Origin of the sequence: Methylibium sp. Root1272 (genome assembly GCF_001425905.1) — a bacterium.
Taxonomy (GTDB): Bacteria; Pseudomonadota; Gammaproteobacteria; order Burkholderiales; family Burkholderiaceae_C; genus Methylibium.
In genome coordinates this window covers 91,587-117,543 of record NZ_LMDY01000019.1, presented here as the reverse complement: position 1 = coordinate 117,543, position 25,957 = coordinate 91,587, and the positions used below count along the sequence as shown (strand labels likewise).

Genomic DNA, 25,957 nt, shown 5'->3' with positions numbered 1-25,957 from the left:
AGCTGACGCCTGCCGGGTCCCGACGACGCCCCATGCCTGCCACCAGCCTGACGCTTGCCACCCCTGCGCTTGCCCCGCCGATCGAACTGTCGGGGCGGCAGCGCGTCGCGCTCGACGACGACGCGGCGCTGGCCGCCTGCACCACCTGGCAAACCGGCAGCGACGGCCGGCGCGAGGCGCGCACGCGGCTGGTCTTGCAAGGCTTGCATTGCGCGGCCTGCGCCGGGCTCATCGAAGCAGCACTGGAGCGGCTCGATGGCGTGCATGCAGCGCGCGTCAACGGTGCGTCCGAGCGCGCCGAGGTCGACTGGGACCCCGCCCGCACCCGCGCGTCCGTCCTGATCGACGCCGTGCAGCGGGCCGGCTACCAGGCCTATCTGGCCGACGCCGATGACGCCCTGCGGGCCCGCCAGGCCGAGTCGCGCCAGGCGCTGTGGCGGTTGTTCGTCGCGGCCTTCTGCATGATGCAGGTGATGATGGCCGCGGCGCCAGGCTACTTCGCGGCGTCGGGCGACATCGCGCCCGACCTGGCCGCACTGCTGCGCTGGTCGGCCTGGGTGCTGACGTTGCCGGTGCTGCTGTTCTCGGCGCGGCCCTTCTTCGGCGGCGCCTGGCAATCGCTGCGCCAGGGGCGCATCGGCATGGACGTGCCGGTGGCTCTCGGCATCGCGGTCACCTTCGTCGCCAGCAGCGGCGCGAGTTTCGACCCCGGTGGGCTGTTCGGCCACGAGGTCTACTTCGACTCCTTGACGATGTTCGTCTGCTTCCTGCTGGCTGGCCGCTGGCTGGAGGCGCGTTCGCGCGAGCGCAGCACACGCTCGCTCGACGCCCTGCTGCGCCGTCTGCCCGACAGCGTCGAGCGCCTCGCCGCAGACGGCAGCGTGGCCTGGGTGCCGGTGGCGCGGCTGGCGATCGGCGATCGGGTCCGCGTCGCGGCGGGGCAGGCCTTTCCGGCCGATGGCTGCCTGATCGAAGGCCGTACCCAGGCCGATGAATCGCTGCTGACCGGCGAGGCGCGCCCGCAGACACGCGGCGTCGGCGACGCGGTGATCGCCGGCAGCCTGAACCTCGGCGTACCGGTGCTGATGCGGATCACGCAGACCGGCGGCGGCACGCGCCACCAGCAGATCGTCGCGCTGATGCAGCGCGCGCTGACCGAGCGGCCGGCGACGGTGCGCTGGGCCGATCGCATCGCCGCGCCCTTCGTCGGCGGCGTGCTGCTGCTGGCGGCCGTGGCCTTCGGCGCCTGGATGAACATCGATCCGTCGCGGGCCGTCTGGGTGGCGGTGTCCATCCTGATCGTGACCTGCCCGTGCGCGCTGTCGCTGGCCGCGCCGTCGGCATTGATCGCGGCCACCGGCGCGCTGGCGCGTCGTGGCGTGCTGGTGCAGCGCCTCGATGCGCTCGAGACGCTGGCCCAGATCGACGTCGCCTGCTTCGACAAGACCGGCACGCTGACCGAGGACCGCCTGGCGCTCGCGCAGGTGGCCTGTCCGGACGGTGTCGACCGCCCGGCGTGGCAGGTGCGTGCGGCGGCGCTGGCCGCCCACTCCCGGCATCCCCTCTCACAGGCGCTGGTGCGCGCGACGCCCTCCGCAAACACCCCGTCCTGGCCCTGGCACGGCGTGCGTGAGCAGGCCGGGCAGGGCCTCGAGGCGCTCGATGCCGACGGCCGGCGCTGGCGGCTCGGCTCGGCGGCCTGGGTCGGCGCCGTGCCGCCCACCGATCTCGCGCGGCCGGCGGTGTGGCTGGCGCCGCAGGACGGGACGGCGGCCCCGCCGCACGCGCGCTTCGAGTTCGACGAGGCGCTGCGCCCGGATGCGGCCAGCCTGCTGCAGTCGCTGCGGGAGCAGGGCATCGGGCTGCGCCTGCTCTCGGGCGACCGCGCAGGGGCCGTGCAGGCGGTGGCGCAGCGCCTGGGCCTCGGGAGTGCGCAGCACGACGCCACGCCGCAGGACAAGCTGGCCAGCCTGCGCGCGCTGCAGCGCCAGGGCCACCGCGTGCTGATGGTGGGTGATGGCCTGAACGACGGCCCGGTGCTGGCCCAGGCCGACGTGTCCATCGCACTCGGCCACGGCGCTGCGCTCGCGCAGCAGCGCGCCGACATCGTGGTGCTGGGCAGCCGGCTCGGCGAGATCGCCCAAGCGCGGACGGTCGCCCGGCGCTGCGCCGGCATCGTCCGGCAGAACCTGGCCTGGGCCGTGGCCTACAACGCGGTGTGCGTGCCGCTGGCCTTGTTGGGCTGGCTGCCGCCGTGGGCCGCGGGGCTGGGCATGGCGCTGAGTTCGCTCGTCGTGGTCGGCAACGCGCTGCGCCTCGCGCGCTGAGAAGAAAGAAGAAGGAACGGCGGACCGGATGGACAGCCTCTACTTGCTGCTGCCGCTGTCGGTGCTGCTCGCGCTCGTGGTGCTCGGCGTGTTCGCCTGGGCGGTGCACCACGGCCAGTTCGACGACCTCGAGCGCGAGGCCGCCCGCGTGCTCGAGGAACCCGGCGCCTGCGGCGCGCCCGCCACGGCCGCGGGTTCGATGGCGAACGCATCGATCGAAGCTTGACCGGCGTCAAGCCGCATTCGGGTTTCGGTTCGGACACTCCCTGTCATCGACAGGATGCGAGGAGAGTGCGATGAACGCAATGGCGGCCCAGGGTGCAGCGCCGGTCTACGAGGATCGTGTGGTCACGCAGTTCGCGCTGGCGGCCGTGTTGTGGGGCGTGGTCGGCATGGCGGTGGGCGTGCTGATCGCAGCGCAGCTGACGTGGCCGGAGCTCAACTTCGGCATCCCCTGGCTGAGCTACGGGCGGCTGCGGCCGCTGCACACCAACGCGGTGATCTTCGCGTTCGGCGGCTGTGCGCTGATGGCCACCTCCTTCCACGTCGTGCAGCGCACCTGTCAGGTCCGGCTGTTCGCGCCGGCGCTCGCGCAGTTCACCTTCTGGGGCTGGCAGGCGGTGATCGCGCTGGCGGCGATCACGCTGCCGCTGGGCATGACCAGCGGCAAGGAGTACGCCGAGCTCGAGTGGCCGATCGACATCCTGATCACGCTGGTGTGGGTGGCCTACGCGGTGGTGTTCTTCGGCACGATCGGCATCCGCAAGGTGCGCCACATCTACGTGGCCAACTGGTTCTTCGGTGCCTTCATCCTGACGGTGGCGCTGCTGCACCTGGTCAACAGCGCCGCACTGCCGGTGAGCCTGACCAAGAGCTACTCGGCCTACGCCGGCGTGCAGGACGCGATGGTGCAGTGGTGGTACGGCCACAACGCGGTGGGCTTCTTCCTCACGGCGGGCTTCCTCGGGATGATGTACTACTACATCCCGAAGCAGGCCGAGCGGCCGGTGTACAGCTACCGGCTGTCGATCGTGCACTTCTGGGCGCTGATCTTCACCTACATGTGGGCGGGGCCCCACCACCTGCACTACACCGCGTTGCCCGACTGGGCGCAGAGCGTGGGCATGGTGTTCTCGCTGGTGCTGCTGGCGCCGAGCTGGGGCGGGATGATCAATGGGATCATGACCCTCAGCGGGGCCTGGCACAAGCTGCGCGACGACCCGATCCTCAAGTTCCTGATCGTCTCGCTGTCGTTCTACGGCATGTCGACCTTCGAGGGGCCGATGATGTCGATCAAGACCGTCAACGCGCTCTCGCACTACACCGACTGGACCGTCGGCCACGTGCACAGTGGAGCTCTAGGCTGGGTGGGCTTCATCTCGATGGGCTCGCTGTACTACCTGATCCCGCGCATGTTCGGCCGCAAGGCGATGTACAGCGTGCGGGCGATCGAGCTGCACTTCTGGATCGCGACCATCGGCGTCGTGCTCTACATCGCCGCGATGTGGATCGCCGGCGTGATGCAGGGCCTGATGTGGCGTGCGATCAACCCCGACGGCACGCTGGTCTACAGCTTCGTCGAGAGCGTGAAGGCGACCTTCCCGTTCTACCTGGTGCGCCTGGTGGGCGGACTGCTCTACCTGAGCGGGATGCTGCTGATGGCGTGGAACGTCGTGATGACCGTGAAGGCGGGCCGCCGCGCGCACGTGCCGGTGCCCACCGCGCTGGCGCGCGCCTGAACCCTGCCAAGGACCCGATGACATGAGCAACGAACACAACGCGACGCCGGCCCGTGGCCACGAGCGCATCGAGACCACCAACTGGCTGATGATCGTGCTGATCCTGGTGGTGGTGGCCGTCGGCGGCCTGGTCGAGATCGTGCCGCTGTTCTTCCAGCGCAGCACCACCGAGCCGGTGCCCGGCCTCAAGCCCTACACCGCGCTGCAGGTGGCGGGGCGCGACATCTACGTGCGCGAGGGTTGCTACAACTGCCATTCGCAGATGATCCGCCCGTTCCGTGCCGAGACGCTGCGCTACGGGCACTACTCGATGGCCGGCGAGTTCGTCTACGACCGGCCGTTCCAGTGGGGCAGCAAGCGCACCGGACCCGACCTGCACCGCGTCGGCGGTCGCTACAGCGACGAATGGCACCGCCTGCACCTCGAGAACCCGCGCGACCTGGTGCCCGAGTCGAACATGCCGGCCTACCCCTGGCTCGCGACGGCCGTGGTCGATGCCGCCGTGATGCCCACCAAGCTCGGAGCGCTGCGCACGCTGGGCGCGCCCTACAGCGATGCCGAGGTCGCCAAGGCTGGTGACGACGTGAAGGGCAAGACCGAGCTCGACGCGCTGGTGGCCTACCTCCAGTCGCTCGGCACCGCGGTGAAGTAAAAAGGAGATACGCGAAATGAGCCTGAACGAACTGCGGGCGGCCGTGACGCTGCTGTCCTTCCTGGTCTTCGTCGGCATCGTCGCCTGGACGATGTCACGCCGACGCCGCGAGAGCTTCGACGAAGCCGCCCGCCTGCCGTTCGCGGCCGACGAGGCGGGATCCCTGCTGGGGGACCGTCATGAGTGATTTCGTCGCGGTCGGCTGGCCGCTGTTCATCGCCATCGTCACGATCGCCGGCCTGGTGGCGTGCCTGGTGCTGCTGTTCATCGCCAGCCGGCGCAAGGTGATGGCCGGCGACAACACCACCGGCCACGTGTGGGACGAGGACCTGCGCGAACTCAACAACCCGCTGCCGCTGTGGTGGATGGGCCTGTTCGTGCTCACGGTGCTGTTCGGTGCGCTCTACCTGGTGCTCTACCCGGGCCTGGGCACGCACCCCGGGCAGCTGCGGTGGACATCGCAGACGGAATACGAGGAGGAGATGGCGCTTGGCCGCGCCCAGGTCGAGCCGCTCTACGCGCGCTTCACCTCGATGTCGGCCGCCGATCTGGCACGCGACCCGCAGGCGCGAGCGCTGGGCGAGCGGCTGTTCATCAACAACTGCGCGCAGTGCCACGGCTCCGACGCACGCGGCAGCAAGGGCTTCCCGAACCTGACCGACGCCGACTGGCTGCATGGCGGTTCGCCCGAGCAGATCGCGCAATCGATCGCCCAGGGACGCCAGGGCATGATGCCGCCGATGGCGGCGGCGGTCGGCAGTGCCGACGACGTGCGCAACGTCGCCCACTACGTGCTGAGCCTGTCGGGCAGCGCGCACGACAGCATCGCCGCGCAGATCGGACGCACCAAGTTCACTGCCTGCGCGGCCTGTCACGGTCCGACCGGCAAGGGCAATCCGGCGCTCGGCGCGCCCAACCTCGGCGACCGGATCTGGCTGCACGGCTGGGGCGAGGAGGCCGTGGTCCGGATGATCACCGAGGGCAAGACCAACGTGATGCCGGCGCACGCCGGGCGGCTGAGCGACGCGCAGATCCAGGTGCTCTCCGCCTACGTGTGGGGGCTCTCGAACAGCGGGGCCATGACGGCTGCGGCGAAATGACGCGCTGCAGACCCGACGCGAGCTGCCGATGAGCCGATCGGCGTCACGCGTGATCCCGATCGAACCGGTGTCCGACGACACCGGCGAGATGGTCTCGCTGTACGCCAAGCAGGCGACGATCCACGCGCGCTCGGTGCACGGCTGGTTCGCCGCCTGGCGCTGGGCGCTGGTGTGGGCGACACAGCTCGTGTTCTATGGGCTGCCCTGGTTGCCATGGAACGGCCGCCCGGCAGTGCTGTTCGATCTGGGCGCGCGGCGTTTCTACATCTTCGACCTGGTGCTCTACCCGCAGGACTTCATCTACCTCACCGGCCTGCTCATCCTGTCGGCCTACGGGCTGTTCCTGTTCACCGCGGTGGCCGGCCGCCTGTGGTGCGGCTACGCCTGCCCGCAGACGGTCTACACCGAGATCTTCATGTGGGTCGAGCACCACATCGAGGGCGACCGCCAGGCGCGCCTGAAGCTCGACGCTGCGCCCTGGGGCGCCGCGAAGCTGGCTCGCCGGTCGGCCAAGCACGCGGTGTGGCTGGCGATCGGCCTGTGGACCGGCTTCAGCTTCGTCGGCTACTTCACGCCGATCCGGGAACTGGGCAGCGAGGCCCTGAGCCTGGTGGGCCTGGCCGGCGCGGGTGCAGGCGCGGCAGGGCCAGGCCCGTGGGAAGCGTTCTGGGTGCTGTTCTACGGCTTCGCGACCTACGGCAACGCCGGCTTCATGCGCGAGCAGGTGTGCAAGTACATGTGCCCCTATGCGCGGTTCCAGAGTGCGATGTTCGATCGCGACACGCTGGTGATCAGCTACGACCCCGCGCGCGGTGAACCGCGGGGCTCGCGCCCGCGCAGCCTGGCGCATGACGCGCTGACCGCGCAGGGCAAGGGCGATTGCATCGACTGCACGCTGTGCGTGCAGGTCTGCCCGACCGGCATCGACATCCGCGAGGGGCTGCAGTACGAGTGCATCGGCTGCGCGGCCTGCATCGACGTGTGCAACGGCGTGATGGACAAGATGGCGTATCCACGCGGCCTGATCCGCTATGCCACCCAGAACGGCCTCGCTTCCGGCCGGAGCGCGCTGGACTGGCCGCGCGTGTTCCGCCCGCGGGTGCTGGTCTACGGCGTGATCCTGCTGCTGATCTCGGGCGGCTTCGTCACCAGCCTCGCGCTGCGCAGCCCGCTGCGCGTCGACGTGGTGCGCGACCGCGGCACGCTGGCGCGGCTGGTGGACGAAGGCCGCATCGAGAACGTCTACCGACTGCAGGTCATGAACGCCACCGAGTCGGCGCAGCGTTACCGGGTGGTGGTCAGCGGCATTGCCGGCGCACAGGCGCAGGTGCGTGGCGAGGTGCTGCTGGCCCCGGCCGAATCGCGCTGGGTGCCGGTCGCGGTGCAGGTGCCGCCGCAGACCGCCGCGGCACTCGGCCCGGGCGCTCACCCGCTGCGCTTCGAGATCACCCGCGAGGCCGATGGCGTGCAGTCGGCGGCCAGCGTGACCGAGAAATCCACTTTCGTCGTGCCGCGATGAGCGCGCACGCCTCACCGGAGATGCCCATGGCCCCGAGCGACAAGACCCCGAGCGCGATGCCCGCACCCGACCGACCGCTGCCCTGGTGGCGCGAGCCCATGCTCTGGCTGGTGCTGGGCGGTCCGCTCGCGGTGGTGGTGGCCGCGATCGCGACCGCGGTGATCGCCGTGCGCGGCAGCGATCCGGTGCTCAGTCGAAGCAGCGAGCCGCTGGGCAGCGACACGCCGGCCGTGCAGGCGCGCAATCACGCGGCCACGCCGCGACCCGAGCGCTGAACGTGGCGCGTACCGACCCGAAATGGCGACGATGAGACAACGCACGTTGTGGATCGCCTGGCCGTCGTTCCTGATGGCCGGGGTGCTGGAGATCCTGGTGTTCAGCGCTGCCGATCCGGCGGACTTGAGCGGCTGGGTCGGTCGCGCGCTGGCGACGGTGTCGCCGGCCGGCGTCTACACGCTGGCCTTCTTCGCGTTCTGGATCGTGTGTGCGCTGGCGTCGATGCTGACGCTGCTGCTGGCGACGCCGGAGCCGGCAAATACCGAACCGCGCCGCTGGCCCTGAGTCGCCGGGCGAGGCAGTGCGGCGAGTCTTCAGCAGGCCGGGCCGTTGACGAGCCGGCGCAGACCGGATTCGTCGAGGACGCGGATGTCGCGCTGCTTCACCTCGAGCAGGCCGTCGTCCTGGAACTTCGAGAACGTGCGGCTGACGGTCTCGAGCTTGAGGCCGAGGTAGCTGCCGATCTCCTCGCGCGTCATGCGCAGCACCAGCGACGAAGCCGAGAAGCCGCGCGCCTGCAGTCGCTGCGTCAGGTTGAGAAGGAAGGCGGCCAGCCGCTCTTCGGCCCGCATGCTGCCGAGCAGCAGCATCACGCCGTGGTCGCGCACGATCTCGCGGCTCATGATCTTGTGGAACTGGTGCTGCAGCGGTATGGATTCGCGCGACAGCTTCTCCAGCTGCGAATAGGGGATCTGGCAGACCTGCGAGTCCTCCAGCGCCACCGCGTCGCAGGCATGGCGGTCGGTGCTGATGCCGTCCAGGCCCAACAGTTCGCCGGCCATTTGGAAGCCGGTCACCTGATCGCGGCCGTCGTCGGCCGACACGCAGGTCTTGAAGAAGCCGGTGCGCACCGCGTAGAGCGACTCGAAGCGATCGCCGGCATGGAACAGCGTGTCGCCGCGTTTTACCGGGCGGCGGCTGCCGACCAGCTGGTCGAGGTGGTCGAGATCCTCGTCCGACAGACCCACGGGCAGGCAGAGTTCGCGCAGGTTGCAGCTGGAACAGGCGACCTTGAGGGCCTCGATGCGGATCGGTTCGCGCTCCATGCGTTTCATTATGGTCTTGTGCGCCGCCTGAGGAGGAGCAAGTGTGTCGGCGACGGTGTCGTGAGGGGCAAGTTGCATGATCGTCCTCAAGCTGTGTGCGGATTGTCGGGGGCCGCCGGCAGCCGGCCTTGACCCAGATCAAGAGCCCCGTGAAGGCCCCTCGGCACAGTCCGGACATGCCCCCTCCGACCCTGACCGACATGCTGGAACCGGCTGCGCCGAGCGAGGAACTCCTGAGTCGCCTGGACGCCGGGGGGCCGCGCTACACCTCGTACCCGACCGCCGACCGCTTCGTGGAAGCTTTCGGCCCAGCGCAGTACCGGCAGGCCCTGGACCAGCGCCGCAGCGGCGCCCCGGCGGCGGGCGCGGTGGGGGGCGGCACGCCGCTGTCGCTCTACGTCCACATCCCGTTCTGTGAGTCGGTCTGCTACTACTGCGCCTGCAACAAGGTGATCACGCGCCAGCACCGGCGCGGAACCGAGTACCTTGAGTGGCTGGGCCGCGAGGTGGCGCTGCACCAGGACGTGATCGGCAGCCGCCAGCGCGTCAGCCAGCTGCATTTCGGCGGCGGCACGCCGACCTTCCTGGACGATGCCGAGCTGTCGCAGCTGATGGCGCTGCTGCGCGGCGCCTTCGATCTGCAGCCGCAGGCCGAATGCTCGATCGAAGTCGACCCGCGCACCGTCAACGCGGCGCGGCTGCGGCACCTGAAGGCCCTGGGATTCAACCGCCTGAGCTTCGGCGTGCAGGACTTCGACCCCGCGGTGCAGCACGCGGTGCATCGCGTGCAGCCGGCCGAACAGGTGGAGGCGCTGATCGCCAGCGCGCGCGCACTGGGCTTCGATTCGATCAACGTCGACCTGATCCACGGCCTGCCCAAGCAGACGCCGGCCTCGCTGGCCCGGACGGTGGAGCAGGTGGCGCGGCTGCGGCCGGACCGCGTGGCGCTCTACGGCTATGCGCACCTGCCGCAGCGCTTCAAGCCGCAGCGGCGCATCCACGCGGCGGACCTGCCGAGAACGGCGCAGCGCGTGACGATGCTGTCGAACGCAATCGCCGGCTTCCTGGCGCACGGCTACGACTACATCGGCATGGACCACTTCGCGTTGCCCGGCGACGCGCTGGCGGCGGCCAAGCGACAGGGCCGGCTGCACCGCAATTTCCAGGGCTACAGCACCCAGCCCGACTGCGACCTGATCGGCCTGGGCGTCTCGGCCATCGGCCGCGTCGGCGCGTCGTACAGCCAGAACGCGAAGACGCTGCCGGAGTACCAGGACGCGCTCCGCTCCGGCGAGCTGCCGGTGGTGCGGGGCCTGGTGCTGACGCGCGACGACGTGGTGCGCCGCGCGGTGATCATGGCGCTGATGTGCCAGGGGCGGGTGGTGTTCGAATCGATCGAGCTGGCCCACCTGCTCGATTTCCGCCGCTACTTCGAGGCCGAGCTGCGGCGGCTGGAGCCGCTGGCCGGGCAGGGGCTGATCGAGATCGACGACGACGCGATCCAGCTCACGCCGCTGGGCTGGTACTTCGTGCGCGCGGTGGCCATGGTGTTCGATCGCCACCTGCAGGCCGACCGCGACCGCGAACGCTACTCGCGGCTGATCTGAGCGCGGACACCGCATGAGCCTCTCGCTGGTGGCGGCCGGTCTGGCGATCGGGCTGGCGGGCAGCCCGCATTGCGCAGCGATGTGCGCCGCGCCCTGTGCGGCGATCGAGCGATCCTGCGGCGGCGCACGGCCCGCGCGGGCCGCCGCCGCCCTGCATCTGGGGCGCCTGCTGTCCTACGGTCTGGCGGGGGCGCTGGTGGCCACCGGGGCCGGATGGATGACCGAACTGGCCCAGGCCACCACCTGGCTGCGGCCGCTGTGGACCCTGCTGCAGGTGGCCGTGGTGGTGTTCGGCCTGTGGCTGCTGGTTACCGGGCGCCTGCCCCGCATCGTGCTGGGGACCGGCGCCGGTCCCGGCGCAGCCGTGCCGATGCTCGGGCCGCTCCCGGCCATGGGTCGGCGGCGCGGCTGGGCCTGGGCCGGCACCGCCGGTCTGCTGTGGGCGGCCTGGCCTTGCGGCCTGCTCTATTCGGCGCTGGTCGTTGCGGCGCTGGCCGACGGGCCGATGGCGGGCGCGGCGGTCATGCTCGCCTTCGCGCTGGGCGGTGGGCTGGCCTTGCTGCTCGGTCGCGGCGTGCTCGGGCGCCTGGGACGGGGCGCCGGCGCGGCGAGGTGGGCCGGCGCCGTGCTGGTGACGGCCGGCGGGTGGGCGATCTGGCAGCAGCTGACCGGGCCGTCCGGGCCGTGGTGCGGGGTCGTCTAGTGCACCGGGTCGATGGCGGCCGCGGGAAGGTCCCGATCGTTCGCTGCGCTGCACGATGGCTCGCCTAGAATCGAAGTTACCCCCTCTGTTCCTTTCGACCCCTTACCCAGCGGAGACGCAAGTCCATGTACCAGCACATCAAGGTGCCTGCCGACGGCCAAAAGATCACCGTCAATGCCGATTACTCGCTCAACGTGCCCGATCAGCCCATCATCCCTTTCATCGAGGGCGACGGTACCGGCTTCGACATCACGCCGGTGATGATCAAGGTGGTCGACGCGGCGGTCGAGAAGAGCTACGGCGGCAAGCGCAAGATCCACTGGATGGAGATCTACGCCGGCGAGAAGTCGACCAAGGTCTATGGTCCCGACGTCTGGCTTCCCGAGGAGACGCTGCAGGTGCTGAAGGAGTACGTGGTGTCGATCAAGGGCCCGCTGACCACGCCGGTGGGCGGCGGCATCCGCTCGCTCAACGTGGCGCTGCGCCAGGAACTCGACCTCTACGTCTGCCTGCGCCCGATCCAGTACTTCGAAGGCGTGCCGAGCCCGGTCAAGGAGCCGCACAAGACCAACATGGTGATCTTCCGCGAGAACTCGGAAGACATCTACGCCGGCATCGAGTTCGAAGCAGAGAGCGAGAAGGCCAAGAAGCTCATCAAGATCCTGCAGGACGAGTTCGGCGTCAAGAAGATCCGCTTTCCCAATACTTCGGGCATCGGCATCAAGCCGGTGTCGCGCGAGGGCACCGAGCGCCTGGTGCGCAAGGCCATCCAGTACGCGATCGACAACGACAAGCCCAGCGTGACCATCGTGCACAAGGGCAACATCATGAAGTTCACCGAGGGCGGCTTCCGCGACTGGGCCTATGGCCTGGCGCAGAAGGAGTTCGGCGCGCAGCCGATCGACGGCGGCCCGTGGTGCAAGTTCAAGAACCCGAAGACCGGCAAGGACATCACCGTCAAGGACTCGATCGCCGACGCCTTCCTGCAGCAGATCCTGCTGCGCCCGGCCGAGTACTCGGTGATCGCCACGCTCAACCTGAACGGCGACTACGTGTCCGACGCGCTGGCGGCCCAGGTGGGCGGCATCGGCATCGCCCCGGGCGCTAATCTGTCGGACTCGATCGCGATGTTCGAGGCCACCCACGGCACCGCGCCCAAGTACGCCGGCAAGGACTACGTGAACCCGGGCTCCGAGATCCTGTCGGCCGAGATGATGCTGCGCCACATGGGCTGGACCGAGGCGGCCGATCTCGTCATCTCGTCGATGGAGAAGTCCATCCTCTCGAAGAAGGTCACCTACGACTTCGCGCGCCTGCTGGACGGCGCCACGCAGGTCAGCTGCTCGGGCTTCGGGCAGGTGATGATCGACCACATGTGATGGAGTTGCCGGCAGTCCGCCGGCCCGCGACCCGACAGCCCCAGCGCATGGATATGCCTGGGGCTTCTTGTCGTCTTACGGCCCGGCCGGGCAAGTTGCCCGCGCCGATCCGGGCCGAATGCCTATTCCGGAAGCGCAGGCGTGTCCCCATCATCGACGTGCTCAACCGGAGGACTCGGCGATCAGCGGGCTGACCCGGAACGTCGAGTCCACGCATCGCGCCCGCACTTCATTCAACGAGGACGACATGGCTGCCTACCAGTTCGATGATCGCAACACCCGCTGGAACACGCTCGGCGGTTTTCAGCACCTGGCCTATTCCATCCTGAACATCGACGAGGCGCGCCTGACGGCCGACGTGCTGTTCAAGTTCGCAGCGAACCAGAAGATCGCGCTGCACCGGCACATGGCGCTCAACAACACCTTCGTGATCCAGGGTGAACATCGGCTGTATGAGCCCGACGGCCGGCTCAAGGAAGTCCGGCCGGTGGGGAGCTACACCTCGAGCCCAGCCAATCCGGCGCCGCACCGCGAGGGAGGCGGCGACCAGGACGTCGTCATCCTGTTCAGCATCAGGGGCAACGACGGCGTGCTCTACGAGGTGCTCGACGATGACCAGAACACGATTGCCACGATCTCGATGCAGGACCTCGCGGCGCTGTACCAGCTTCAGCAAGAACAAGCGCGCAGTACGACGGTGACAGCGACTTCGTCGTGATCGCGGATCGAGGGCCTGAAACAGGCCCACATCAACCCAGAGTCGCGCACCGCGCCGCTTAGCGCGGTGCGCGGGCGAAGAGCACGAAGGCAGCTAGCAAGAAGGCGATCTGGGCCAGAGACCGTACCCAGATCGGCCACGGCGCCATCGCGTGCTCCAGCCGATCGACTTCGGCGGCCACCGTCCGGAACCCGGCGCGGTCGACGTAGTCTTCGCGGCCCTGCAGCGCTTCAAGGTATCCGTCGCGGTCTTGAGTTCCCATGCGTGCGATTGAAGCGCAGCAGGCTGCGCCCGTGTCGTGCAAAGGTCACGAGAGGTGTTGGCCCGACGCTTCGCCACCTATTGCAGGGGATCCGGCACCGAGGGTGTCGGCCCGAGCACACCAGCGGCATGGCTCCTCGAGCGCCGGGCGCTTGTCCTACGTGAGCGTGCGGCGGCGTCCTCGTCATGACGCGTCCGGAATGTTCGAGCATGGGGCTCCTCGTCAGGTCAACGGAGCATCACCATGGGCAAGTACTTTCTGGGCTGGATTCTGGGCGTGCCGGCCATCGTGCTGGTGATCATCTATTTCTTCTTCAACTGAAGCAGGACTCGACGGTCCGATGGCCTGGTTCAGGCTCCGCCCCCGCAAGTCCCGACTGGGCGTGCCGAGGCAGACGCCGGTGGCGCCGATCGATTTCGACATCGACGAGCCTGCGACGTCCGACCAGGCATGGCTGAACTCGACCATCGAGCTCCGCAGCGGCCTCACCGTGATCGAGCATCCCTTCGACACCTTGCCAGGCGAGTTGCAGGAGCAACTCGCCACCGCGCTGGACGCGTCGAAACGTCGGCGTTAGGCGCGGGCAGGGTGTCGTCCAGGCCTCAGCAGTGCCGGTAACGGACGGATTGCCGACCGTGGCTCAGGCGTTGTAATGTGGCGATCATCATGGATACCGGCTACGAGTCCTTCAACAACCGCGAGGAGTTGATGCGCGCGCGAGTCGCCGGCTGCTTCTCGTGTCTGGGCATCTTCCGGCCGGCCGACATCGTGCTTTGGCTGCACGAGGACACCACGGCGGCCTGCCCGGTCTGCGGTGCCGACACGGTGCTTCCCCACGTGGACAACCTCGCGGCGCTGCGGGCGATCCACGCCGGGCTGGTGAGCACCGACGAAACGGTCCCTGCAGTGCTGGACATGACGCCTCCGTCCCGCCGAGGGGAGTGAAAGCTCGTGACCCCCGCGCGGCTTGTGGCCACCGTCGAGTGCCTGCACTGACCGTAGCGGTGAGATGGCGATGGACGCAGTGCTCCTGACCGGCACCATTCGCGCCCTCTCTCGGAACGGCAGCGTGGCCGCTGTGGAAGTGCATGACACCGGAGAGTTCACCGTGATGAAGTGGCTGGGCGGCGGTTCGATCGCCATCGGTGACCGCTTGCTGGGCGCGCTCAATGCCTTCGGCAGCGAAACCCTGTTCAATGTCACGCAGCGCGTCGATGTCGACGCCTTCATCCAGGCCATCGACTGCACCGCAAACGACGCGAGGCGGCTGTGCGGCTAGCCTGCCGGCGCCCAGGATCTGCCCATGCGGGCGCCAGGACGGGTCAAGCCTCGGGCGCGTAGTTCTCGTTCGAGAATTGGTCCAGATCCAATCGCCGTTGCTCCCAGGCCCGGCGTCGTTGCTCGACGTCCGTAGCGCCCGGAGCCGCCCTCCCCATGCCGGACGCGTGCCGGGGTGGCGGTGTGTCGGTCGCCGGATCTTCGGGCGCGGTGTGTGCGGGCTTCACGCGCACCATTACGCGCCGAGCCGCTGACTCGGTCCTTTCACGCTCCACCGCTCGCTGGGGACGGCCTGCCGTGTCGTCCTGCGCACCATCCGGAGATCGGACGGTGGCGACCCCTCAGCGACGGGGGAGGCCGCGGGCCCGGCATTTGCAATGATCGAATCCGCAGTCGGCCCGCGCGTTTCGCGTGCCACCCCGCAGAGAGAGCCATGGCATTCTTCAAGTCTCCCAAGAAACGTGCACTGCCACCGCCCGACCTGACGTGCGTGATGCCGGCCGTTCCCGCGGCGCCCGCGGACACCGAGGGCGCGGGCTGGCTGGCGTCGTCGTTCGACTTGCGCCAGGGGCTCGACGTGTCGGAGTCGCCGCTGGACACGCTGCCGGGCGATCTGTTTGCCGACGTGCAACTGGCCCGTCCCATGCCGGACGAGGCCGGGGGGCGGTCCCGCTGAGGAAGCGCCTCGGCACTGCATGAATCCGGTGCGCCGCTGGCTCGGGCCGGGGCAGGCCCAATGGCTGGAGGCCCGTCGTTGCCGCATTCCAGTGCACATCGCTGCGCCTGGGCGGCGCGCGTGGGTTCAGTGTCCGGCCGCCAGTTCCCGGTCGCCGGCGGAGGGCCGGACGGCCGCCGAGGCCGAAGCCGCGTCGGTGCGGCTCTCCAGCGGGGCGATGTTCTGGGCCAGCTTGCCCTTGGGCCCGTCCACCAGATCGAAGCTGACGCGGGCGCCTTGCTTCAGCGTGCGAAAGCCCTCCATCGCGATGGCCGAGAAATGAGCGAACACGTCCTCCCCGCCGCCTTCAGGTTCGATGAAGCCAAAGCCCTTGGCATCGTTGAACCACTTGACCGTGCCGTTGACCATGGATGTTCTCCAACCCCTCGACGATCGATTCTGGGCAGGGCGGACGGGGCCTGTCAAGCCGGCGTCCGTCGTGACGGACGAACGGGATCGACCGGCCGGGGCCTTGAGTTCGGGCCCAGTGGTGTCATATTGACCGGCATGGAAGTCGCTTCCAAGCTGTCGATAGAATCATTTCCATGCCTGACGACACCGTCCCGCCCGCGCCCCCGAAACGCCCGGCCACCAAGCCGGACGACGGGCAGGGCGCGGTCGTGGTCGAACGGCAGTCGGCCCGCGTCGAGCCGCCCCGGATGTACCAGGTGGTGCTGCTCAACGACGATTACACGCCGATGGAGTTCGTCGTGATGGTCCTGCAGGAGTTCTTCCAGCGGGATATCGAGACGGCGACGCAAATCATGCTCAAAATCCACCACGAGGGTCGGGGCGTGTGCGGCGTCTACACGAAAGATGTCGCCTCGACCAAGGTCGAGTCGGTGCTCGCCGCGGCCAAGCGGTCGGGACACCCGTTGCAATGCACTATGGAGGCCGCATGATTGCGCAAGAACTGGAAGTCAGCCTGCACATGGCGTTCGTCGAAGCGCGTCAGCAGCGCCACGAATTCATCACGGTCGAGCACCTGCTTCTGGCGCTGCTCGACAACCCGTCCGCGGCCGAGGTGCTGCGCGCCTGCTCCGCAAGCCTCGATGACCTGCGCAAGAGCCTGACGCAGTTCATCAAGGAGAACACGCCGACGGTGGGGGGCACCGACGAGGTCGACACCCAGCCCACGCTGGGGTTCCAGCGTGTGATCCAGCGCGCGATCATGCACGTGCAGTCCACCGGCTCGGGCAAGAAGGAAGTGACCGGTGCCAATGTGCTGGTGGCGATCTTCGGCGAGAAGGACTCGCACGCGGTGTACTACCTGCATCAGCAGGGGGTCACGCGGCTGGACGTGGTGAACTTCATCGCCCACGGCATCAAGAAGTCCGAGCCGCCCGAGCCCTCCAAGGGCGCCGAGGGCGGCAGCGGCGAAGGCGAGAAGGAAGAGGCCGGCGAAGGCAAGGGCTCGCCGCTGGACCAGTTCACCCAGAACCTCAACCAGCTGGCGCGCGACGGCAAGATCGATCCGCTGATCGGCCGCGAGCACGAGGTCGAGCGCGTGATCCAGGTGCTGTGCCGCCGGCGCAAGAACAACCCGCTGCTGGTCGGCGAGGCCGGTGTCGGCAAGACGGCGATCGCCGAGGGCCTGGCGTGGCGCATCACGCAGAACGAGGTGCCCGAGATCCTGGCCGACGCGACCGTCTACTCGCTGGACATGGGCGCGCTGCTGGCCGGCACCAAGTACCGCGGCGATTTCGAGCAGCGCCTGAAGGGCGTGCTGAAGGCCCTGAAGGAGCAGCCGCATGCCGTGCTGTTCATCGACGAGATCCACACCCTGATCGGCGCCGGCGCGGCCTCGGGCGGCACGCTCGACGCCAGCAACCTGCTGAAGCCCGCGCTCGGGTCGGGCCAGCTCAAGTGCATCGGCGCGACCACCTTCACCGAGTACCGCGGCATCTTCGAGAAGGACGCGGCGCTGTCGCGGCGCTTCCAGAAGGTCGACGTGGTCGAGCCGTCGGTGGAACAGACGATCGAGATCCTCAAGGGCCTGAAGTCGCGCTTCGAGGAACATCACAGCGTGAAGTACGCGCTCGGTGCCCTGCAGGCCGCGGCAGAGCTGTCGGCCAAGTTCATCAACGACCGTCACCTGCCCGACAAGGCGATCGACGTGATCGACGAGGCCGGTGCGGCCCAGCGCATCCTGCCCAAGAGCAAGCAGAAGAAGACCATCAACCGCGCCGAGGTCGAGGAGATCGTCGCGAAGATCGCGCGCATCCCGCCGCAGAGCGTCAGCAACGACGACCGCGGCAAGCTGAAGAACCTGGACCGCGACCTGAAGAGCGTGGTGTTCGGTCAGGACCCGGCGCTCGACGCGCTGGCGTCGGCCATCAAGATGGCGCGCTCGGGCCTGGGCAAGCCGGACAAGCCGATCGGCTCCTTCCTGTTCAGCGGTCCCACCGGCGTCGGCAAGACCGAGGCGGCGAAGCAACTGGCCTTCATCCTCGGCATCGAGCTGGTGCGGTTCGACATGTCCGAGTACATGGAGCGCCACACGGTGAGCCGCCTCATCGGCGCGCCGCCGGGCTATGTCGGCTTCGACCAGGGCGGGCTGCTGACCGAGGCGGTCACCAAGAAGCCGCATTGCGTGCTGCTGCTCGACGAGATCGAGAAGGCCCACCCCGACGTCTTCAACGTGCTGCTGCAGGTCATGGACCACGGCACGCTGACCGACAACAACGGGCGCAAGGCCGACTTCCGCAACGTGATCATCATCATGACCACGAACGCGGGCGCCGAGACGATGAACAAGTCGACGATCGGCTTCACGAACGCCCGCGAGGCGGGCGACGAGATGGCCGACATCAAGCGCCTGTTCACGCCGGAGTTTCGCAACCGGCTCGACGCGATCGTCAGCTTCCGCGCGCTCGACGAGGAGATCATCCTGCGGGTGGTCGACAAGTTCCTGCTGCAGCTCGAGAGCCAGCTGGCCGAGAAGAAGGTCGACGTGACCTTCTCCGACGCCCTGCGCAAGCACCTGGCGAAGAAGGGCTTCGACCCGCTGATGGGCGCGCGGCCGATGCAGCGGTTAATCCAGGACACGATCCGGCGCGCCTTGGCCGACGAATTGCTGTTCGGCCAGCTGGTCGATGGCGGACGCCTGTCGGTCGACATCGACGCCGAAGGCCAGCCGGTGCTCGATATCACGCCGTGGAAGAAGAGCGACAAGCCGAAATCGGAGCCGGCCACGGCCGACTGATCCGGCCCGGCCGGCAGCGGCGTGCAGACAGCGGGGAGCTTCGGCTCCCCGTTGTGCTTTCAGGCCCCGGGCTGAGGCGCCAGGCGGGCGGCGGGATCTTGTCGGAAGTAGTCGCGGAACAGCTCGTACAGCGCGGGCTGCTCGTCGCGCAGCGCGTGCGGCGCGACGAAGAAGGCCTCGGCCGCCACCGGAAAGAATTCCTCGATGGCTTCCGCGCCATACGGGTCGAGGAAGGGCTCGCGGCCGGCGTCGAGCTCGCGGCACAGCCGCTGGTAGGCTGACTCCAGCACCTGCAGCCAGTGCACGCGCGCCGCGCGACCGGGCAGCACGGGCACGCCGTCGGCAGCCAGGCCGTCGGCCATGTCCAGCACGTGCACGAACTCATGGATCACGACGTTGTAGCCGCGCTCCGCGGTCACGCCGGCCTCGGCCACGTCGTGCCAGGACAGCATCACCGGCCCGCCTTCCATCGCCTCGCCGGTGAGCACCTCTTCGTAGCGGTGCAGGATGCCGTGCTCGTCCACATGTTCGCGCTGCGCCACCACCTCGTCGGGATGCACCACGATGCCGACGAAGCCGTCATAGGCGGCCAGACCGAGCTCCAGCACCGGCAGGCAGGCCTGCGCGGCGATCGAGACGGCGATCTCGTCGCTGAGCTCCAGGCCGCCGACCGCGGTGAACTCCTTGTCCGCCAGGAACAGGCTGACCAGGGCCTGCAGACGTTCACGCCCGGCGTCGTCGAGCGCGGCGAGGAAGGGGTAGCGCTGCAGCGTCAACTGCCACAACGCCGACGGCACCGCCCGCGTGCGCAGCGTGCGAGCCTCGCGCCGACGGCGCCACCAGCGCGCGATCACGGCGCGGCGTGCGCGGCCGGAGGAGCGGCGGGGGCCAGCCGCTGCAGGCCGCGGGTGCTCAGGCGCAGCACGCCGGCGCGAGCCGCCCGCGCGGGGGCCTCGTCGAGCTCCCAGTCGGTCAGCACGTGGCGGGTGAAGCCGGGGGCCAGTTCCTGCGTGGCCGGACGATGGGTGTGGCCGTGCACCAGCAGCGGCGTGCCGGCTTCGTGCATCCATTGCACGGTGGCGCCGGTGTCGAGGTCGGCCCAGGTCTCCGGCCGGCCGTCGCGCTGCTGTTGCTGCATGCTGACCGCGCGGATCTGGGCGGCCAGCGCACGGCGCTCGGCCAGCGGCCGCGCCAGGAAGTCCTCACGGGCCTGTTCGGTGCGCACGACCGCGCGGAAGCGCTGGTACTCCACGTCTTCCAGGCACAGCGCATCGCCGTGGGTCAGCAACACCCGCTCGCCGAAGGCCCGCAGCACCGTCGGGTCGGGCAAGGCCGTCACGCCGCACTCCTTCAGCAATTCGGCACCGACCAGGAAATCGCGGTTGCCGGCCATGAAGGACACGCTGCGCCGCGCGGCCGCCTCCTTCAGCACCTCGACGACCTGTTGCTCGAAGCCTTCGTGCCGCGCGTCGTCGCCGATCCACACCTCGAACAGGTCGCCGAGGATGAACACCGCATCGGCGGCTGTGTGGAGCAGGTGCTGCGAGAACGCCTCGAAGGTGCGCGGATGGCTCGCCTGCAGGTGCAGGTCGGAGATGAAGTCGATCGCCCGCCAGTCGGCGGGCGCCTCGAACTCCCAGAACTGTGGCAGCGATGGCGACGCGCCGGCGCCCCGGGGCGTTGCGGCCGGCGACACGGTCATCGGCTCCGTGCGCCTCAGGCGACTTCGTTCGCGCGCGTGATCACCACGTCCTCGAGCGGCACGTCGTCGTAGCCACCCTGGCGGCCGGTCTTCACGCGTTCGATCGCATCGACCACCTCGGTACCGGCCACCACCTTGCCGAACACCGCATAGCCCCAGCCCTGCGGGCTTTCCGACTTGAAGTTGAGGAAGTCGTTGTCGGTGGCGTTGATGAAAAACTGCGACGACGCGGAGTGCGGCGCATTGGTGCGCGCCATCGCCAGCGTGTACTTGTCGTTCTTCAGCCCGTTGTTCGCCTCGTTGGCGATCGGGGCCTGGGTGGGCTTCTGCTTCAGGCCCGGCTCGAAGCCGCCGCCCTGGACCATGAAGCCCTTGATGACGCGGTGGAACACCGTGCCGTCGTAGTGGCCGGCCTTCACGTAGCTCAGGAAGTTGGCGACGGTGGCAGGGGCCTTGGCGTCGTCGAGCTCGGCGCGGATCACGCCATGGTTGGTGTGCAGTTCGATGGTCTTGGTCATGTCATGGCTCCAGCGTGGCTTTCTTGATGAGCACCGGCGTCGCCGGCACGTTCTGGTGGGGGCCCTTGGTGGTGGTGGGCACGCCCTTGATGCGGTCGACCACGTCCATGCCCTCGACAACCTTGCCGAACACCGCGTAGCCATTGCCGTCGCGCGAGTTCGCCGGGTCGAGGAATGCGTTGTTGGACAGGTTGACGAAGAACTGCGCGGTGGCGGAGTTCGGGTCCATCGTGCGCGCCATCGCGATGCTGCCGCGCTCGTTGCGCAGGCCGCTGCGGTTCTCGAGTGCGATCGGCGCCCCGGTCTTCTTCTCCTTCATGTCCTTGTCGAAGCCGCCGCCCTGGATCATGAAGCCGTCGATCACGCGGTGGAAGATCGTGCCGTCGTAGTGACCGCCCTTCACGTAGGCGACGAAGTTGTCGACGGTCTTCGGGGCCTTGGCGGGGTCGAGCTGCAGCACGATGTCGCCTTCGCTCGTGGCGAACCGCACCTTCTGTGCCGTCGCGGACAGCGGCGCGGCGATCACGACAGCAGCCAGCGCCAAGGCGGCCCAGGTTCTGGAAATCATCGGGGGTCTCCTGAATGCAAAAGGCGGGTTCGCCACCCGCTCCGGGCCGTATTCTCCACCGATCGGAAGCCCCGTCGCGGACAGGGGGGTGATCGCTATACTGCGGCGCTTCGATCGTCGGCTTGAGGCCTGTCCGTGACAGACCCGATCGATCCGTCCCGATGAGCCTGCGCATCCACAACACCCTCACTCGCTCGACCGAGGCGTTCTCGCCGATCGAACCCGGCCACGTGCGCATGTACGTGTGCGGCATGACGATCTACGACCTCTGCCACGTCGGACATGCGCGCATGATGATGGCGTTCGACGTGGTGCAGCGCTGGTTGCGGGTCTCCGGGCTGCGCGTCACCTACGTGCGCAACATCACCGACATCGACGACAAGATCATCAGGCGCGCGCTCGAGCGCGGCATCCCGATCCGCCAGCTGACCGACGAGATGACCGCGGCGATGCACCAGGACATCGGTGCGCTCGGCATCGAGCCGCCGACGCACGAGCCGCGCGCGACCGAGTACGTCGGCGCGATGGTCGGCCTGATCGAGATGCTGGAGCGCAACGGGCTCGCCTACCGAGTGCCGGGCGGCGACGTGAACTATTCGGTGCGCAAGTTCCCCGGCTACGGTCGGCTGTCGGGCAAGTCGATCGATGCGCTGCGCGCCGGCGAGCGCGTGGCGGTGCTCGAGGGCAAGGACGACCCGCTGGACTTCGTGCTGTGGAAGTCGGCCAAGCCCGAAGAGCCGGCCGACGCGAAGTACGACGCGCCGTTCGGTGCCGGCCGGCCGGGCTGGCACATCGAGTGCTCGGCGATGGCGCATGCGCTGCTCGGCGAGCGCTTCGACATCCACGGCGGCGGCATGGACCTGCAGTTCCCGCACCACGAGAACGAGATCGCCCAGAGCGACGGCGCCTTCCACCTGGGCAGCGGCCGCAGCTTCGTCAACGTCTGGATGCACAACGGCTTCCTCAACGTCGACAACGAGAAGATGTCCAAGTCGCTGGGCAACTTCTTCACCATCCGCGACGTGCTCAAGAGCTACGACGGCGAGACGATCCGCTTCTTCATGCTGCGGGTGCACTACCGCAGCCCGTTCAACTTCAGCGATGCCGGGCTCGACGATGCCCGCGGCGGCCTGCGCCGGCTCTACACCGCGCTGCAGGGCACGGCGGCCGCGCCGACAGAGATCGACTGGACCGACCCGCATGCCGCGCGCTTCAAGGCGGCGATGGACGACGACTTCAACACGCCGATCGCCGTGTCGGTGCTGTTCGACCTGGCCGGCGAGGTGAACCGCAGCCGCTCGGCGCACAGCGCCGGCCTGCTGCGTTCGCTGGCCGGCACGCTGGGCCTGCTGCAGCAGGAAGCCGCTCAGTACCTGCAGGGCGGCAGCGGCGTCGACACCGGCCACATCGAGGCCCAGATCGCGGCGCGGGCGGCGGCCAAGGCCGCACGCGACTTCGCCGAGTCCGACCGCATCCGCGACGCCTTGGCGGCGCAGGGCATCGTCCTCAAGGACACGCCCGCCGGAACCACCTGGGTCAAGGCCTGAGCCTTCACCCGATCAACGAGCCTCGCGCACCATGTCGCCCCGCGGCCCCGGCTTCGTCACGCCCGATTACTGGGACGAGGCGTGCAAGCACCTCGCCAAGCGCGATCGCGTGATGCGCAAGCTGATTCCCAAGCTCGGCGAGGCCCGTCTGGAAAGCCGCGGCGATGCCTTCACCACGCTGGCACGCTCCATCGTCGGCCAGCAGATCTCGGTGCCTGCGGCGCAGGCGGTGTGGGAGCGCTTCGCGGCGCTGTTCGAGGGGGGCTCCGCGGTGCATGTGCGGCCGGCAGGCGTGCTGGCCGCCGACGGCGTCGCGCTGCGCGGGGCCGGCCTGTCGGCGCGCAAGATCGAGTACCTGCGGGATCTGGCCGGGCACTTCGATGGCGGCACGGTGCACGTGCGCAACTGGACCTCGATGGACGACGAGTCCATCATCGACGAACTGGTCGCCATTCGCGGCATTGGCCGCTGGACGGCCGAGATGTTCCTGATCTTCCACCTGATGCGCCCCAACGTGCTGCCGCTCGACGACCTCGGCCTGCTCAAGGGCATCAGCCTGCATTACTTCAGCGGTGAGCCGGTGTCGCGCAACGAGGCCCGTGAAGTGGGCGACGCGTGGGCGCCGTACCGTTCGGTGGCCACCTGGTACCTGTGGCGCAGCCTGGACCCGCGCGTGGCGTACTGAGGCGGCCGCGAATTCCGCGACAATGCATCCACCTTTCCCGAGAAAGGATCGTTTGGGATGAGCAAGAAACATTTCCTCGAGTTCGAGCAGCCGATCGCCGACCTCGAAACCAAGATCGACGAGCTGCGTTACGTGCAGAGCGAGTCGGCGGTCGACATCTCCGAGGAGATCGACCGCCTGTCCAAGAAGAGCCTGCAGCTCACCAAGGACATCTACTCGAGCCTGACGCCCTGGCAGGTGACGCAGATCGCGCGCCACCCGCAGCGGCCGTACACGCTCGACTACGTGAACCACGTGTTCACCGACTTCCAGGAACTGCACGGCGACCGTGCCTTTGCCGACGACCAGAGCATCGTCGGCGGCCTGGCGCGCTTCAACGGCCAGGCCTGCATGTTGCTGGGCCACCAGAAGGGGCGTGACACCAAGGAGCGCGCGCTGCGCAACTTCGGCATGAGCCGGCCCGAGGGCTACCGCAAGGCGCTGCGCCTGATGACGCTGGCGCAGAAGTTCGGCCTGCCGGTGTTCACCTTCGTCGACACGCCGGGCGCCTACCCCGGCATCGGCGCCGAGGAGCGCGGCCAGTCCGAGGCCATCGGCCACAACATCTTCGCGATGGCGCAGCTCGAGGTGCCGATCATCACCACCATCATCGGTGAGGGCGGCTCCGGCGGTGCGCTCGCCATCGGCGTGGGTGACCAGGTGCTGATGCTGCAGTATTCGGTCTACTCGGTGATCTCGCCGGAAGGCTGCGCCTCCATCCTCTGGAAGACCGCCGAGCGCGCGGCCGACGCCGCCGAGGCGATGGGCATCACTGCCCACCGGCTCAAGGCGCTGGGCCTGATCGACAAGATCGTCAACGAGCCGGTCGGCGGCGCCCACCGCGACCCGGCACAGATGGCGGTCTACCTTAAGCGTGCGCTCAACGACGCGCTGCGCCAGGTCGCCGACCTGAAGCCCCGCGAGCTGCTGAACCAGCGCTATGAGCGGCTCAAGAGCTACGGCCGCTACAACGACACCAAGGAGCGCTGAGCCGCCCCGCGGCCTGGCCGTCGCCTACAGCGGCGGGCGCGACTCCACCGCGCTGCTGCACGCCACGCTGGTCGCGGCCCGCGAGACCGGCCTTGCGGTCCATGCGCTGCACGTGCACCACGGCCTGAGCGCCCATGCCGACGCCTGGCTCGCGCACTGCGAAGCGCAGTGCCGTCGCTGGGCGCGGCGCGGACTGCCCGTCGCCTTCCACTCGGTGCGCGTGCAGCTCGCCTGCCGGCCGGGCGACAGCCTCGAGGCCGTCGCGCGCACGGCCCGCTACGCGGCGCTGCGCACGCTGGCCGTCGAGCAGGGCGTGGCGCTCGTGCTGCTGGCCCATCACCAGCGCGACCAGGCCGAGACCCTGCTGCTGCAGGCGCTGCGCGGCGCCGGCGTGGCCGGGCTGGCCGGCATGCCGGCCTCGATCGAACGCGACGGCATCACCTGGGCCCGACCCTGGCTTGGCCACTCGCGCGTCGCGGTCCAGGCCTATGTGCGCCGGCACCGGCTGCGCCACATCGACGACGACAGCAACGACGACCCGCGCTTCGCGCGCAACCGCCTGCGGCTGCAGGTCTGGCCGGCGCTGCAGGCGGCGTTTCCCCAGGCCGAGGGCACGCTGGCCGACGCCGCGCGCTGGGCACAGCAAGCCGCGGCCTGCGTGGCCGATCTGGCGGCGCTGGACCTGGCGGGCTGCGCCGATGGCGGCGTACTCAGTCTCGCGGCCTGGCAGCGGCTGGGGCCGCACCGCGCGGTGCAAGTGCTCCGGCTGTGGCTGAGGCAGGCCGGCGCCGGGGCGGTGACCGCGGCCGAGCTGGAGCGGTTGATGGCCGAACTACCCGCCGGCGCGCCGGCCCGCTGGCCGGTGAAGGGTGGCGAGCTGCGGCGTTACCGGGGCGAACTGCGTTTCGTGGCCGCGCCGTCCTCTCCAGCGGATCCCGTGGAGCGCGAGAGCACGCTCGTGCTGCGCCGCGGCGGCCGCTACCGCTTGCCCGGTTGGGGCGGCGTGCTGGTGGCCGAGCAGGTGCGCGCCGGCGGTGTGCCGACGGCGCTGCTGGCGGCGCTGAGCCTGCAGCCGCGCCGAGGCGGCGAACAGTTCCAAGGCGCCGCCGGCCGACCGGCGCGCAGCCTCAAGAAGCAGTACCAGGCGGCCGCCGTACCGGCCTGGGCGCGTGGCGGCCCGCTGCTGTATGGGGGCAATGGACGATTGCTGTTCGTGCCCGGCCTGGGCATCGACGCCCGAGTGCTGGCGGCGCCCGGCGAGCCGCAGCTGGCGCTGCGCTGGGAGCCGCTGCCGCCGGACTGAGAGGTCCGCGTTGAGCGGGGGCGCCGCGCCGGCCGGCTAAAATATTGGGCTCGCGGCGCCGGGCACTCCGCCCAACCGA

Annotated in this window: 30 protein-coding genes; 23 read left to right on the top strand and 7 right to left on the bottom strand. The window is 69.1% G+C overall.

What is annotated here, in order from left to right; translation table 11 throughout:
- The first annotated feature begins 32 nt into the window (after positions 1-32).
- From ASC67_RS19905 to ASC67_RS19865, 9 genes are all read left to right on the top strand, one after another.
- Positions 33-2,327, top strand: coding sequence for a cation-translocating P-type ATPase (locus ASC67_RS19905; RefSeq protein WP_056326462.1), 2,295 nt, complete (start codon positions 33-35; stop codon positions 2,325-2,327).
- 28 nt (positions 2,328-2,355) lie between these two features.
- Entirely contained in the window at positions 2,356-2,553 is a 198-nt protein-coding gene (ccoS, locus tag ASC67_RS19900; RefSeq protein ID WP_082536137.1) for a cbb3-type cytochrome oxidase assembly protein CcoS, read from the top strand.
- A gap of 70 nt (positions 2,554-2,623) precedes the next feature.
- The gene (ccoN, locus tag ASC67_RS19895) at positions 2,624-4,066 is read left to right on the top strand and encodes a cytochrome-c oxidase, cbb3-type subunit I (protein WP_056326458.1); all 1,443 of its coding nucleotides are present in this window, start codon (positions 2,624-2,626) and stop codon (positions 4,064-4,066) included.
- A 22-nt stretch (positions 4,067-4,088) separates the two neighbouring features.
- Positions 4,089-4,718, top strand: a complete 630-nt coding sequence (gene ccoO, locus ASC67_RS19890; protein WP_056326455.1) for a cytochrome-c oxidase, cbb3-type subunit II — start codon at positions 4,089-4,091, stop codon at positions 4,716-4,718.
- 16 nt (positions 4,719-4,734) lie between these two features.
- Positions 4,735-4,905, top strand: coding sequence for a CcoQ/FixQ family Cbb3-type cytochrome c oxidase assembly chaperone (locus ASC67_RS19885; RefSeq protein ID WP_056326451.1), 171 nt, complete (start codon positions 4,735-4,737; stop codon positions 4,903-4,905).
- Positions 4,898-5,818 carry a cytochrome-c oxidase, cbb3-type subunit III gene (ccoP, locus tag ASC67_RS19880; RefSeq protein ID WP_056326448.1) on the top strand — a complete coding sequence of 307 codons (921 nt, stop codon included), beginning with the start codon at positions 4,898-4,900 and terminating at the stop codon, positions 5,816-5,818. Before ASC67_RS19885 ends, ccoP begins: the two co-directional genes overlap by 8 nt.
- 28 nt (positions 5,819-5,846) lie before the next feature.
- Positions 5,847-7,337: a cytochrome c oxidase accessory protein CcoG gene (gene ccoG, locus ASC67_RS19875; protein ID WP_056326443.1), complete on the top strand. Its 1,491-nt coding sequence runs from the start codon at positions 5,847-5,849 to the stop codon at positions 7,335-7,337.
- A 26-nt stretch (positions 7,338-7,363) separates the two neighbouring features.
- The gene (locus ASC67_RS19870) at positions 7,364-7,612 is read left to right on the top strand and encodes a nitrogen fixation protein FixH (protein ID WP_156466840.1); all 249 of its coding nucleotides are present in this window, start codon (positions 7,364-7,366) and stop codon (positions 7,610-7,612) included.
- Between the two features lie 31 nt (positions 7,613-7,643).
- Complete coding sequence (locus ASC67_RS19865; RefSeq protein WP_056326584.1) at positions 7,644-7,898, top strand: hypothetical protein; 255 nt, start codon at positions 7,644-7,646, stop codon at positions 7,896-7,898.
- 29 nt (positions 7,899-7,927) lie between these two features.
- Here ASC67_RS19865 and fnr read toward each other — a convergent pair whose 3' ends face one another.
- The gene (fnr, locus tag ASC67_RS19860; protein WP_404932895.1) at positions 7,928-8,668 is read right to left on the bottom strand and encodes a fumarate/nitrate reduction transcriptional regulator Fnr; all 741 of its coding nucleotides are present in this window, start codon (positions 8,666-8,668) and stop codon (positions 7,928-7,930) included.
- 167 nt (positions 8,669-8,835) lie between these two features.
- Between fnr and hemN the strand changes: the two genes are divergently transcribed.
- From hemN to ASC67_RS19840, 4 genes are all read left to right on the top strand, one after another.
- Complete coding sequence (gene hemN, locus ASC67_RS19855) at positions 8,836-10,266, top strand: oxygen-independent coproporphyrinogen III oxidase (protein ID WP_082536136.1); 1,431 nt, start codon at positions 8,836-8,838, stop codon at positions 10,264-10,266.
- 13 nt (positions 10,267-10,279) lie between these two features.
- Positions 10,280-10,969: a sulfite exporter TauE/SafE family protein gene (locus ASC67_RS19850; protein WP_056326429.1), complete on the top strand. Its 690-nt coding sequence runs from the start codon at positions 10,280-10,282 to the stop codon at positions 10,967-10,969.
- A 125-nt stretch (positions 10,970-11,094) separates the two neighbouring features.
- Positions 11,095-12,348: an NADP-dependent isocitrate dehydrogenase gene (gene icd, locus ASC67_RS19845; RefSeq protein ID WP_056326424.1), complete on the top strand. Its 1,254-nt coding sequence runs from the start codon at positions 11,095-11,097 to the stop codon at positions 12,346-12,348.
- A 118-nt stretch (positions 12,349-12,466) separates the two neighbouring features.
- Positions 12,467-13,066 carry a regulator gene (locus tag ASC67_RS19840; protein WP_235566399.1) on the top strand — a complete coding sequence of 200 codons (600 nt, stop codon included), beginning with the start codon at positions 12,467-12,469 and terminating at the stop codon, positions 13,064-13,066.
- A 58-nt stretch (positions 13,067-13,124) separates the two neighbouring features.
- Here ASC67_RS19840 and ASC67_RS19835 read toward each other — a convergent pair whose 3' ends face one another.
- On the bottom strand, positions 13,125-13,328 hold the full coding sequence (locus tag ASC67_RS19835) for a hypothetical protein (protein WP_056326414.1): 204 nt from the start codon (positions 13,326-13,328) through the stop codon (positions 13,125-13,127).
- Between the two features lie 340 nt (positions 13,329-13,668).
- Here ASC67_RS19835 and ASC67_RS19830 point away from each other — a divergent pair, with 340 nt between their 5' ends.
- The 4 genes from ASC67_RS19830 to ASC67_RS19815 all read left to right on the top strand — a co-directional run bounded on the left by ASC67_RS19830 (position 13,669) and on the right by ASC67_RS19815 (position 15,282).
- Positions 13,669-13,905: a hypothetical protein gene (locus ASC67_RS19830; RefSeq protein ID WP_056326410.1), complete on the top strand. Its 237-nt coding sequence runs from the start codon at positions 13,669-13,671 to the stop codon at positions 13,903-13,905.
- 89 nt (positions 13,906-13,994) lie between these two features.
- Positions 13,995-14,273: a hypothetical protein gene (locus ASC67_RS19825; RefSeq protein ID WP_082536139.1), complete on the top strand. Its 279-nt coding sequence runs from the start codon at positions 13,995-13,997 to the stop codon at positions 14,271-14,273.
- A gap of 70 nt (positions 14,274-14,343) precedes the next feature.
- Positions 14,344-14,607 carry a hypothetical protein gene (locus ASC67_RS19820; RefSeq protein ID WP_156466839.1) on the top strand — a complete coding sequence of 88 codons (264 nt, stop codon included), beginning with the start codon at positions 14,344-14,346 and terminating at the stop codon, positions 14,605-14,607.
- Positions 14,608-15,039: 432 nt separating this feature from the next.
- A complete protein-coding gene (locus tag ASC67_RS19815) occupies positions 15,040-15,282 on the top strand; it encodes a hypothetical protein (protein WP_056326397.1) in 243 nt (80 codons plus the stop codon).
- 126 nt (positions 15,283-15,408) lie between these two features.
- Here ASC67_RS19815 and ASC67_RS19810 read toward each other — a convergent pair whose 3' ends face one another.
- Complete coding sequence (locus ASC67_RS19810) at positions 15,409-15,690, bottom strand: cold-shock protein (RefSeq protein WP_056326394.1); 282 nt, start codon at positions 15,688-15,690, stop codon at positions 15,409-15,411.
- Between the two features lie 176 nt (positions 15,691-15,866).
- On the opposite strand from ASC67_RS19810, the gene clpS reads away from it, so the two are divergent.
- Entirely contained in the window at positions 15,867-16,223 is a 357-nt protein-coding gene (gene clpS, locus ASC67_RS19805) for an ATP-dependent Clp protease adapter ClpS (protein ID WP_056326388.1), read from the top strand.
- Entirely contained in the window at positions 16,220-18,526 is a 2,307-nt protein-coding gene (gene clpA / locus ASC67_RS19800; RefSeq protein ID WP_056326384.1) for an ATP-dependent Clp protease ATP-binding subunit ClpA, read from the top strand. The genes clpS and clpA overlap by 4 nt, the downstream gene beginning before the upstream one ends.
- 59 nt (positions 18,527-18,585) lie before the next feature.
- On the opposite strand, the gene ASC67_RS19795 is transcribed toward clpA, so the two are convergent.
- From ASC67_RS19795 to ASC67_RS19780, 4 genes are read right to left on the bottom strand one after another with little or no spacing between them, the layout of a single operon-like run.
- Entirely contained in the window at positions 18,586-19,380 is a 795-nt protein-coding gene (locus ASC67_RS19795; protein WP_056326380.1) for a zinc-dependent peptidase, read from the bottom strand.
- The gene (locus ASC67_RS19790; RefSeq protein WP_056326376.1) at positions 19,377-20,228 is read right to left on the bottom strand and encodes a UDP-2,3-diacylglucosamine diphosphatase; all 852 of its coding nucleotides are present in this window, start codon (positions 20,226-20,228) and stop codon (positions 19,377-19,379) included. The genes ASC67_RS19795 and ASC67_RS19790 overlap by 4 nt, the downstream gene beginning before the upstream one ends.
- A gap of 14 nt (positions 20,229-20,242) precedes the next feature.
- Positions 20,243-20,746, bottom strand: coding sequence for a peptidylprolyl isomerase (locus ASC67_RS19785; protein WP_056326372.1), 504 nt, complete (start codon positions 20,744-20,746; stop codon positions 20,243-20,245).
- Position 20,747: 1 nt separating this feature from the next.
- Positions 20,748-21,314, bottom strand: a complete 567-nt coding sequence (locus ASC67_RS19780; protein ID WP_056326367.1) for a peptidylprolyl isomerase — start codon at positions 21,312-21,314, stop codon at positions 20,748-20,750.
- A 161-nt stretch (positions 21,315-21,475) separates the two neighbouring features.
- Here ASC67_RS19780 and cysS point away from each other — a divergent pair, with 161 nt between their 5' ends.
- From cysS to tilS, 4 genes are read left to right on the top strand one after another with little or no spacing between them, the layout of a single operon-like run.
- Positions 21,476-22,861 (top strand): cysteine--tRNA ligase, encoded by a 1,386-nt coding sequence (gene cysS / locus ASC67_RS19775; protein ID WP_056326364.1) that lies wholly within the window; start codon positions 21,476-21,478, stop codon positions 22,859-22,861.
- Positions 22,862-22,892: 31 nt separating this feature from the next.
- Positions 22,893-23,546, top strand: coding sequence for a DNA-3-methyladenine glycosylase (locus ASC67_RS19770; RefSeq protein WP_056326359.1), 654 nt, complete (start codon positions 22,893-22,895; stop codon positions 23,544-23,546).
- Between the two features lie 57 nt (positions 23,547-23,603).
- Complete coding sequence (locus ASC67_RS19765; protein WP_056326356.1) at positions 23,604-24,575, top strand: acetyl-CoA carboxylase carboxyltransferase subunit alpha; 972 nt, start codon at positions 23,604-23,606, stop codon at positions 24,573-24,575.
- A complete protein-coding gene (tilS, locus tag ASC67_RS19760; protein WP_056326353.1) occupies positions 24,526-25,878 on the top strand; it encodes a tRNA lysidine(34) synthetase TilS in 1,353 nt (450 codons plus the stop codon). The genes ASC67_RS19765 and tilS overlap by 50 nt, the downstream gene beginning before the upstream one ends.
- Positions 25,879-25,957: the final 79 nt, after the last annotated feature.

Excerpts from the sequence above, each read along its gene's own strand:
- ASC67_RS19840 (WP_235566399.1), top strand. The coding sequence starts at position 12,467 with ATGCCTATTCCGGAAGCGCAGGCGTGTCCCCATCATCGACGTGCTCAA.
- ccoO (WP_056326455.1), top strand. The coding sequence starts at position 4,089 with ATGAGCAACGAACACAACGCGACGCCGGCCCGTGGCCACGAGCGCATC.
- ccoN (WP_056326458.1), top strand. The coding sequence starts at position 2,624 with ATGAACGCAATGGCGGCCCAGGGTGCAGCGCCGGTCTACGAGGATCGT.
- ASC67_RS19780 (WP_056326367.1), bottom strand. The coding sequence starts at position 21,314 with ATGATTTCCAGAACCTGGGCCGCCTTGGCGCTGGCTGCTGTCGTGATC.
- ccoP (WP_056326448.1), top strand. The coding sequence starts at position 4,898 with ATGAGTGATTTCGTCGCGGTCGGCTGGCCGCTGTTCATCGCCATCGTC.
- fnr (WP_404932895.1), bottom strand. The coding sequence starts at position 8,668 with ATGAAACGCATGGAGCGCGAACCGATCCGCATCGAGGCCCTCAAGGTC.
- clpA (WP_056326384.1), top strand. The coding sequence starts at position 16,220 with ATGATTGCGCAAGAACTGGAAGTCAGCCTGCACATGGCGTTCGTCGAA.
- ASC67_RS19830 (WP_056326410.1), top strand. The coding sequence starts at position 13,669 with ATGGCCTGGTTCAGGCTCCGCCCCCGCAAGTCCCGACTGGGCGTGCCG.
- cysS (WP_056326364.1), top strand. The coding sequence starts at position 21,476 with ATGAGCCTGCGCATCCACAACACCCTCACTCGCTCGACCGAGGCGTTC.
- ASC67_RS19870 (WP_156466840.1), top strand. The coding sequence starts at position 7,364 with ATGGCCCCGAGCGACAAGACCCCGAGCGCGATGCCCGCACCCGACCGA.
- ASC67_RS19825 (WP_082536139.1), top strand. The coding sequence starts at position 13,995 with ATGGATACCGGCTACGAGTCCTTCAACAACCGCGAGGAGTTGATGCGC.
- ASC67_RS19810 (WP_056326394.1), bottom strand. The coding sequence starts at position 15,690 with ATGGTCAACGGCACGGTCAAGTGGTTCAACGATGCCAAGGGCTTTGGC.
- ASC67_RS19785 (WP_056326372.1), bottom strand. The coding sequence starts at position 20,746 with ATGACCAAGACCATCGAACTGCACACCAACCATGGCGTGATCCGCGCC.
- ASC67_RS19865 (WP_056326584.1), top strand. The coding sequence starts at position 7,644 with ATGAGACAACGCACGTTGTGGATCGCCTGGCCGTCGTTCCTGATGGCC.
- ASC67_RS19905 (WP_056326462.1), top strand. The coding sequence starts at position 33 with ATGCCTGCCACCAGCCTGACGCTTGCCACCCCTGCGCTTGCCCCGCCG.
- ASC67_RS19835 (WP_056326414.1), bottom strand. The coding sequence starts at position 13,328 with ATGGGAACTCAAGACCGCGACGGATACCTTGAAGCGCTGCAGGGCCGC.
- ASC67_RS19850 (WP_056326429.1), top strand. The coding sequence starts at position 10,280 with ATGAGCCTCTCGCTGGTGGCGGCCGGTCTGGCGATCGGGCTGGCGGGC.
- clpS (WP_056326388.1), top strand. The coding sequence starts at position 15,867 with ATGCCTGACGACACCGTCCCGCCCGCGCCCCCGAAACGCCCGGCCACC.
- ccoS (WP_082536137.1), top strand. The coding sequence starts at position 2,356 with ATGGACAGCCTCTACTTGCTGCTGCCGCTGTCGGTGCTGCTCGCGCTC.
- ccoG (WP_056326443.1), top strand. The coding sequence starts at position 5,847 with ATGAGCCGATCGGCGTCACGCGTGATCCCGATCGAACCGGTGTCCGAC.
- ASC67_RS19820 (WP_156466839.1), top strand. The coding sequence starts at position 14,344 with ATGGACGCAGTGCTCCTGACCGGCACCATTCGCGCCCTCTCTCGGAAC.
- icd (WP_056326424.1), top strand. The coding sequence starts at position 11,095 with ATGTACCAGCACATCAAGGTGCCTGCCGACGGCCAAAAGATCACCGTC.
- ASC67_RS19765 (WP_056326356.1), top strand. The coding sequence starts at position 23,604 with ATGAGCAAGAAACATTTCCTCGAGTTCGAGCAGCCGATCGCCGACCTC.
- ASC67_RS19770 (WP_056326359.1), top strand. The coding sequence starts at position 22,893 with ATGTCGCCCCGCGGCCCCGGCTTCGTCACGCCCGATTACTGGGACGAG.
- tilS (WP_056326353.1), top strand. The coding sequence starts at position 24,526 with ATGAGCGGCTCAAGAGCTACGGCCGCTACAACGACACCAAGGAGCGCT.
- ASC67_RS19815 (WP_056326397.1), top strand. The coding sequence starts at position 15,040 with ATGGCATTCTTCAAGTCTCCCAAGAAACGTGCACTGCCACCGCCCGAC.
- hemN (WP_082536136.1), top strand. The coding sequence starts at position 8,836 with ATGCCCCCTCCGACCCTGACCGACATGCTGGAACCGGCTGCGCCGAGC.
- ASC67_RS19885 (WP_056326451.1), top strand. The coding sequence starts at position 4,735 with ATGAGCCTGAACGAACTGCGGGCGGCCGTGACGCTGCTGTCCTTCCTG.
- ASC67_RS19790 (WP_056326376.1), bottom strand. The coding sequence starts at position 20,228 with ATGACCGTGTCGCCGGCCGCAACGCCCCGGGGCGCCGGCGCGTCGCCA.